This window comes from Streptomyces sp. NPDC001617 (assembly GCF_053596855.1).
In genome coordinates, this window is sequence record NZ_JBSFHA010000011.1 from 170,075 (window position 1) to 177,332 (window position 7,258).

At 68.9% G+C, this 7,258-nt stretch carries 6 protein-coding genes; 5 read left to right on the forward strand and 1 reads right to left on the reverse strand.

The genetic code is table 11. The annotated features are described in order from the left end of the window. Window positions 1–838 precede the first annotated feature (838 nt). From ACWC09_RS11850 to ACWC09_RS11870, 5 genes are all read left to right on the forward strand, one after another. Window positions 839–1,975, forward strand: a complete 1,137-nt coding sequence (locus tag ACWC09_RS11850) for a C40 family peptidase (protein ID WP_450850355.1) — start codon at window positions 839–841, stop codon at window positions 1,973–1,975. A gap of 111 nt (window positions 1,976–2,086) precedes the next feature. Then, the gene (locus ACWC09_RS11855) at window positions 2,087–2,719 is read left to right on the forward strand and encodes a hypothetical protein (protein ID WP_450850356.1); all 633 of its coding nucleotides are present in this window, start codon (window positions 2,087–2,089) and stop codon (window positions 2,717–2,719) included. A gap of 342 nt (window positions 2,720–3,061) precedes the next feature. After that, a complete protein-coding gene (locus tag ACWC09_RS11860; RefSeq protein WP_450850357.1) occupies window positions 3,062–3,868 on the forward strand; it encodes a DUF6973 domain-containing protein in 807 nt (268 codons plus the stop codon). A gap of 643 nt (window positions 3,869–4,511) precedes the next feature. Beyond that, window positions 4,512–4,808, forward strand: coding sequence for a hypothetical protein (locus ACWC09_RS11865; protein WP_358608623.1), 297 nt, complete (start codon window positions 4,512–4,514; stop codon window positions 4,806–4,808). A gap of 292 nt (window positions 4,809–5,100) precedes the next feature. Further along, window positions 5,101–5,808 carry a nucleotidyltransferase family protein gene (locus ACWC09_RS11870; protein ID WP_450850367.1) on the forward strand — a complete coding sequence of 236 codons (708 nt, stop codon included), beginning with the start codon at window positions 5,101–5,103 and terminating at the stop codon, window positions 5,806–5,808. 211 nt (window positions 5,809–6,019) lie between these two features. Here the strand turns inward: ACWC09_RS11870 and ACWC09_RS11875 are convergent, their stop codons facing one another. Then, window positions 6,020–7,045, reverse strand: coding sequence for a DUF6236 family protein (locus ACWC09_RS11875; RefSeq protein WP_450850358.1), 1,026 nt, complete (start codon window positions 7,043–7,045; stop codon window positions 6,020–6,022). Window positions 7,046–7,258: the final 213 nt, after the last annotated feature.

Genomic DNA, 7,258 nt, shown 5'->3' on the forward strand with positions numbered 1-7,258 from the left:
CGCGGCGGGTCACCGGGTCCGCGGTCCGTCCACGGCAGCCCGCACCTTGCGGCCGGACGAGGTGCAGTGTCGTGCCTCCAACGCAGCATCGGAATAGCCTGCCTTTCTCGGGGTCATGACCGGCGCGCCGCGGCTGGGATCTCAGGCGGCGCGCCTCGTGGTTTCCAGTTCACGGGCCCTGCAGGTACGGCAGCCAGGCCATTTTGTTGTCCGGTTGACCGCGTACACCGCCACCGACAGCAACCGCCCGCGCTCAGACGGCCGTGCCTGCCGGCCAAAACAGCCATGCACGCAGGCTCCGTGTTGTCCGTGCTGCGGTGCGGCGCGCCCGGTACCGGCCGGCCAGATGCTCTGAATGGCCTCCGCCTTGCAGGGGCCCGTGCAGGCCGGAAAGCCGGGGCCGCCCACCGGCCGCGGAAGACCCGGCGGGTTCGTTGTCCTCGCAGGCCGCAGTGACCGGCCCAGGCAATCCCGCCAGTTGAAACGGCCGGGCAGGCGAGCAAGCTCCCGTGACACAAGACACCGGCGTCCGGCGCGACCGGGGCGTCGGCCCCCAACGGTGCCGAGGGACATCCCGGCCCGGCCGGCAGGTTCCGCCACGGCAGCGCCAGTCGCGCAGCGGCCGCGCCCAAAAGCCACTGCCTGCCCGGCCTGTTCAGCCCGGTCTCGGCGCCTGCTCACGCCCGTGGAGGGACGGCGTGGCCAAGGCATCTGCCGCACGATCCTCCCCGTCGGTATGTCCGCGTCAATCGGTCAACAAGAAGTTCTGGTGCGGCAATTCGCCAGGCCCCCTACTTGAGGTCACCGCCATCCCTCCACCCGCCCCAGGAGATCCGCCATGACCTCAGCCACCCGTACGGCGCCGGCCGAGAGCCGGCACCGCCTGCGCATCCTGGCGGTCCTCCTGGTCGTCCTGCCGCTGCTCACCGGCCTCGCGGCCTCCGCAGCCCCGCGCACCGCCACCGCGTCGACCACCGCCCCGGCGCATCAGGCGGCCGCCGTCGCACCGAAGGCGCTCTCCCGGACAGCGACCCGCCGCCCCTCCCCTCACCGTGTTGCGGCAAAGCCGACCCTGCGTACCGTCCTCCTGCGTCCTGGGGACACCCTCTCGGCCCTGGCCCATCGCTACCGCACCACCGTCCGTGCGTTCCAGCGCGCCAACCACCTCGGCGCCTCCACCGTGATCCGCGCAGGGCGCCACTTGAGCATCCCAGCGTCGGCCGCACCCAACCGCCCCGGCCAAAGCCCGGGCCACGGTACGGCCCGCAGCACGCCGCCCTCGTCCGCTGCCACCATGGCGGTGGTCTTCGCCCGCCGCCAGCTCGGGGCCCCGTACCGGTGGGGCGGCACGGGAAGCGGGGGCTACGACTGCTCCGGGCTGATCCAGGCCGCCTGGCGCCACGCCGGTATCAGCCTCCCGCGTACCGCCGCCGCCCAGGCCAGAGCCGGCACCCGCGTCACCCGCAGCGCGCTGTACCCCGGCGACCTGGTCTTCACCCGGGGCTACGGCCATGTCCAGCTCTACGCCGGCGACGGCCGCATCATCGAAGCCGCCCACACCGGCACCCATGTCCGCTATGCCCCGCTTCCCCGCGCATCCACCGTCGACGCCTACGTCCGCGTCCCCGCCGCCCGGACCATCTCTGCAACCACCGCCGACATCTCATCCACCCGCCCCATCACCATGACCTCCGGCTCCGCCCAGCAACTCGCCAGGCAGGCGTTCGGCACGCAGCACGCTTGCGCGGCGCACATCATCGCCCGCGAGTCCGGCTGGAGGACCACCGCCGCCAACCCCGCCAGCGGCGCCTACGGCCTGGCTCAGGCCGTACCCGGCTCGAAGATGGCCCGCTACGGCACCGACTGGCGCACCAATCCCGCCACCCAGCTGCGCTGGATGCGCTCCTACGTCAACTCCCGCTACGGCGGCGCCTGCAACGCCTGGGCCTTCTGGCAGGCCCACCACTGGTACTGAGGCAGCCGCGGTGTTCCCCAGACCGCCCCTCCCCACGGGCCATCACACGCCCCCGCCCCGAAGGCCCGACCAGCAACAAGTTGCCCGCAACCCGAAGAGAGGAAGACAACCGTGAATTCCTGGATCCCACGCCCGCACCGGCCCTCCTGGCACACCCTGGCCGCCGTCTTGGCCATGCTGGCCATCATCGCCGCAGGCGCCACCGCCACGTTCACCACCGCCTCCGGCCACGGCACTTCCACCGTTGTCCGCACGGTCGCGGACGACGAGTCCTCCCGTGCCAGCACCCCCGCCACGATCACCACCACCGGCGTAGAGCTGACAACCGACCAGGTCCAGGCGCTGCAATCCGCTGCCGGCGGTAACCCCAATCTCACCGCGGACCAGGCAGAGGCAGCCGCCTCGGTGCCCGACGGATTCGGCTCAGGGAGCGCATCGGGCATATGCGGGACCGCGATCCTCCAGGGCTGGGACAACGGCAGCTGGAGCTTCTCACTCAACTTCAATGCTGTCGTCGGTGCCGCAGCAATGGGGGCCGTCACCGTCTCCACAGACGGCCAGTTCGGCGCGAGCAGCAAGCAGTTCGGTGTCAGCGGCACTTCCGTCTACCACGACGCCTCGCGAGATGGCGACCTCGACTCGGTCGGATGGGGAGCCACAGCGACCACGCTCAACGGGTGGGCGCTCACCAACGGAGCATGGCTCTGCGTCGTGAGCGTCACAGCCCCATGGAACTACAGCTAGCGACGCAGCCTCCCGCCGGGCCCGAGACCCCCACGCACTCTGTGGCCACCGGCCATCGGGCGGCAGCACACTCGCCCAGACGGTCTCCGAGTGGCCGTGCCCCCTCGCGTACGGCCGCCTGACCACCCCCGGCCCCCGCACGGGCAGCCCAGCTCGCGGTCTTCCCCGGGCCCCCGGGCGGCGACCTCAACAGCGCCAAGACGCGGGACGCAGCACGCTGCGCTCCCCCGCGCCGCCTCAGTCCTCCGACGTACTCGCCGCTTCACCAGGACATGCCTCTGAACAGGCATGACATCAATCGCTCGACCCGCATGACACATCCCTGAATCAAGGAGATCCTTCATGAACGCCATCAGCACACGATTGCGGCACCTCTCCCGGCGCGCTCTGGCCGCCTTGCTCGGGGCCGTCGCCATCATCACCGCAGGCATAGGCCTACGCGCCTCGGGAGCCTTCACCGCCCAGGCGGGCGGTCATGACGCCGTCCGCACCGTCGCCGAGACCGTCAACCAAGACGCGTCGAACACCAATGGCTCGGACGCATCGGACAACGCCGTGACGAACCAGCAGGGCGCTCAGCAGCCCTCGACCCTCACCCGGCTGACCCCCGCCGAGCAGAGCATGTGCGAGCAGGATCCGGCCAAGTGCTACGCCGCGAAGGCATCACGGGACTTCGCCTTCGCCAACGCGGACACGGTCGCCGGCGTTAGCACCGACAAGCTCAACGACAAGGCCGACGCCGCCCGGCACTGTCTGTGGCAGCTGCACCTGACCACGTGGTTCGACGCGGACTACGCCACCGCCTGGGGCAACGTCCACGAGCAGAGCGACGACCCGCAGAACACCCACGCCATGGACCTGCACAACAACATCGTCGCCCGCTCCCTGGCCGGCGACCAAACCCTGCGCGATTTGAAGAACACGTCCGACACCACCATCGCCGCCGATGTCGCCGCACAGGGCAGCGGGACCTCCCCCTACGACCAGTCCACCATTGACGCCGTCAACCAGCGCATCATCGCCTTGTGCACAACGGCCGTCAGCCATGCCGTCCTGGCCACATACACCCCACCGACCGGCGCCGCTCTCCCCGACCAGCTCACCCCCGACCCCAAGGACCGGCTGGTCTACTTCACCCCCAACCCCTGATTCCCACACGAAAGCAGACAGCAGCACCGAAAGGGACACCTCGAAGATCGCCGCTACGGCATCCACCGGCGACGCCGACCACACCTTCCCCAACCCCACCAGCCCAGTCATCAGCTGACGCCCCCGCCCGCACCCACTGCGGACAGCCGCCAGCGACATGACGCCACACAACGCCCAGGCCGGCCCCCCTCGGGGAGGCCGGCCTCCCCGAGCTCCCGGACTGTCTCCAGGCGCCCGCCAACCACATCCACCACACCAGCTCCAGAGGCCGACCACAACTCTCGCAGGCCCGACCACGCACCGACCATGAAGCAGACCATGCAGGTCACAGCACTGCGCACCGACCCGCCCGGAACCTGCGAACAATCGACCGCCGCCGGTTTTGCTCCGGTGGTGAACCGCTCCGCTTGAGACGTCGAGAGAACCGGCCCAGTCTCCTGACCCAGCGGGTATTGGCCTTGGCCACTTGTCATGTCACCCGCAGTCTGTCCTGTGTCCCCAAGGTGACGCACAATCATCGTGCCAGCCCGGCTTTTCAGCACAGGGAGGGAGCGGTCAGGTGCACTGGTGGACGGCGGCCCTGTGGGGGTTAGCCGGAGCGGCTGCGGTTGAGGGCCTGGCCCTATACCGCGCGATCCAGCGAGTGAAGGACTTCCCCTGGCGCAAGAAGGGAGAGGCCCCACTCCCCGCATACCTGGCCTCCGTGGCCATCAGGGCTGGACTCGGCGCCGGCCTGGCCGCAGCCTTCGGCGCCTCCCAGCAGGTCGCCGGCCCGCTGGGTGCCCTCGCGGTCGGCATCGCGGCACCGAAGATCGTTGAGCAACTCCTCCAGCAGGGCTTGTCCCATCAGGCGGTGGAACCGAAGCCCCCAATCGTTGCCGCGAACATGGGCGAGACGACGGCTGACGCGGCCATGCGGGGAGACTCCGATGCAGCCTGACTCCTTCGGATCCCACCTGCGTCTCGCTCTGGCGCGCACCACTGCGGCCTTCCAGCCGGTGCCGCGCCCGGCCCGTCAGGGGTTCATGCGCCAGCTCGTCGACGCCCTGGCACGGATCACACCCGCATTCCAGACCGGTCCGCAGCCATCCCCCCGGCCGCCCGAGCCCGAGCCCCCGGCTGCCAGCCCCCAGGCCAGTCCGGCCCAGCAGCCTCATGCCGTGCGGCCCGCCCCGCGCCCCCGCCAGCGATCGAGCCCGGCGGGCGGACTTCCGCCGGTCACCCAAGCGGTCATCCTCGCGGGAGGACAGGGATCGCGTCTGCGGCCCTACACCGACGACCGGCCCAAGGCGATGGTTGAGATCCCTGGAACCGGGACTCCGATCATCGGTCATCAGCTTGCCTGGCTCGCTGATGAGGGGGTCACCGACGTCGTGATCGTCCTGGGCTATCTTGCAGAGGTCCTGCAGGAGTGGCTGGAGAACGCCGACCTGCCGCTGAACGTCACCACCGTCGTTGAGAGCGAGCCGCTCGGACGGGGTGGCGGGCTCAAGTATGCCGCCGCGTCGCTGCCCCGGCCCGACGAACCCTGGTATGCCCTCAACGGTGACGTCTGGGCACGGTTTTCCCTGCAGGAGATGGCGCTCTTCCACCAAGAGCGAGCCGCGCTCGCCACCCTAGCCCTGGCCCGCCCCCGAGTGCCCTGGGGCGTGGTGAAGACGGATGCCTTCGGGCACATCATCGATTTCGTCGAGGCACCGCCGTCTCCGTACGAGATCAACGCCGGCGTGTACGTCTTCGCTGCTGGATTCGTGGATCTGCTGCCCGAGCGAGGAGACCACGAACGTACAACCCTGCCCCATCTGGCGCGCGAAGGACGCCTCGCAGGCTTCTCGCTGTCCCCGGGGATGTATTGGCGCACTCTCGATACGGCCAAAGACCTCACGGAGGCTGCGAAAGAGCTGGCGGCCCTCGGGGCACCAAGGGCCGCCGAGACGTAACCGCGCCGCCTGCTCCAAAAGCCAAACGCGAGACCGACCACAGGCTCCCGCTGCCCCAACCACGCACCGACCCAACCCCAACCATGAGCCAGACCATGCAGGTCACAGCCCTGCACACGGATCAGGCCGGAGCCCGCGCAATCGACCGCTGTCGGCGCACCGTCGGCACTCGGCTGGCGCACTGAGATGGAGTCGACTGGTCTGCAGCCGGTCACCTGAGCGAGCGTGTTGAGTGTGAGTCAGTGAGATGATCGCGCAGGCCAAGAAGGTATCCCGCTGCACCGCGCCGCTGCTCTCGTGCGGCGCGCCGGCTCTGGGCAAGCGCTGTGAAGAAGCACACCGTCACCACCCCCGCATCGATCAGCGCGGGCAGAGATTCCGTGTGCGGCAGCGCCGTCGTGGCGGCTGCGGCGACGGCGGGAAGTTCGAATGACTTCAGCCGTAGTGTCGCCTTGACCGGTTCCAGCCTGAGGTCACGCAGCCCGCGCTCCAGATGGGCGACATCTTGGAGGATCTTGTCATGCGCCAGTTGCTCGACACGGGCCCGGAGAACCTCCGCGTTCTTTGTATCGTCCAGCTCGTCGAAGACCGAGGCCAGTTCGTCGAGGTGATCGCGGAAAGCGGTGAACTGTGGAGCCAGTTCCGTTCGCGCTTTGACGATTCGGCTCACTGGGACTCGGTCCAGGTCTGCCGGGATCACACAGTTGAGCGCGACGGAGGCATACAGCTCGCGAGCTGTGGGTTCCCTCCGCCAGCCATGGAAGTAAAACCCTTGGGCAAGTAGGTCGTCTGCCACCGCATGCGTGGTCCACGCAGTGGCCGAGCCTGGCTCTCCCACTTGATCCGTTACGACCGGCATGGCGTTGGCATCAGCTATCAACTGAGCGAGCAGGGACAGGTATGTACGCGCCAGATCCGGGTGCACGCCCAACCAGGACCAGTTCGCCCTGTGCTCGCGCACGATACCAAGCCCGCGGGCCTCCAGCTCGTTGACCAATGATCCCGGCGCCTTGGAGTCCCAGCGCTCCTGGTGACTGTCAACTTGAATCCACTCGATTTGCTGGCGCGCGAAGGAGCGTCCCGGCCGCCGTAGAGGGTTCAGCGGAGGAGCATCGACACTTTCCAGGCGCCAGCGGGCCAGCGATCGCGCTTCTTCCGCAGGGTTGGCAAGATACCTCTCGAAGAAGGTGTTGGCAGCCGCGTACTTGTGGCCGCCGGGATGGACATCAACGAGCAACCCGGTCGCATCCGTGAGCGCCCGCGCGACATTCGAGTCACGCTGTGGAAACTTGAGATGTCCGTGGTCGCGTGGCCGAATGCGACCGATCTTCGGCCAGTACAGCGCAGCAGCCTTGAGTGGGCGTTAAGTCCGATCTTCCTCGGTTCGTGATCGCTCGATCGAGGTACTGATCGCCGGGCAGGCCATCCGCTGGGCATGTGCATGCTGAGA